Origin of the sequence: Mariniflexile maritimum (assembly GCF_009746565.1) — a bacterium.
Taxonomy (GTDB): Bacteria; Bacteroidota; Bacteroidia; order Flavobacteriales; family Flavobacteriaceae; genus Mariniflexile; species Mariniflexile maritimum.
The window spans coordinates 1-1,077 of the sequence record NZ_WRPN01000038.1 but is presented as its reverse complement, the minus strand read 5'-3'; the positions used below and the strand labels follow the sequence as shown (position 1 = coordinate 1,077).

Genomic DNA, 1,077 nt, shown 5'->3' with positions numbered 1-1,077 from the left:
CAACGTTTATGTATAAGATTAGTTGCGTGGTTTAAGCACCTAATTTAGCAAATACAAACCGAATAGAAAATCCGCAAGGATTTTCGTAAGTAGGCTTGCACTAGCAATTAATTTTATACGGTGTTACCAGCAGTATTTTTATTCAAATTCGTTAAGTTTATCAGGATTTTCTTTAAAAAATTCATCACATTCTTTACCAGTCCAATCTTTTTTTACTAAATATTTATAAATCAAATCATCGTCAAAAACAAGTTCAATGGAAGCCCTTGATGCGTTACCTACATAACTTGTATAAAAAGTGAATGATTTACTTTCTCCGGCTTCTAATACATCATAGGTTACATAACCGTCGTCTGAAGTAATTTCAGTACCTGAACTTGTTTTGTAAGTGATTTTATATTTCAAATTAGGAATTGAAAATGTTGAATTATTTTTAACTATTCCTTTTCCAGAAGCAGAACCTCCATAACCTGATTCCCAACTCCAAGTTGAAACTGAAACATCAACTTTAAGTTCAATCCAAACATCTACAGCTTTGCTAGTCATAACTATTTTAGACTTTTTCATTGCTTTTAATATTTGTTGGTCTGTCGTGTCAATACCTTTGTTTATACAACCAGTTTTTATACCGAAAATGTATTCGTCTTTTTCGTCAAATCCAGCCAAACCTTTTGAGTCGTAAAGTTTAAGTTGACCAACAGAATCTTTTTTTAAAAACAACGAGATATCTTTTTCTGTTAGTTTACCGAATCCATTTGTAAATCTGTTATGAGCAGAAATTGTTACAATGTCATTTTTATAGTTAACAGAATTAATTTTTACAGAATCAGATTTGTAATAACTACCAAACTCTTCAAATCCGCTATATAATTCAGACATTTTATTCTCGTTTCCGTTTTTTAAAGCCGTAAAAAATGATTTTGCCTTTGTTTCCGCTTCCTTTTTTAGTTTTGATGATTCACAAGAAAACAAAAGGGTAGAAGCTATGACAATTGTTAATGTCAATTTAATGTTCATAATGTTCTTTATTTTTTGTTCAAATTTTGTTTCATATTGCTGGTAACGTTTATGTATAAG

The 1,077-nt window shown here is 30.0% G+C and carries 1 protein-coding gene; it reads right to left on the bottom strand.

Going from position 1 to position 1,077, the window contains the following annotated elements:
* Positions 1-138: 138 nt before the first annotated feature.
* Positions 139-1,077 (bottom strand): hypothetical protein (locus tag GQO80_RS15715; protein ID WP_232333213.1); only part of this gene is annotated, 939 nt, incomplete at its 5' end.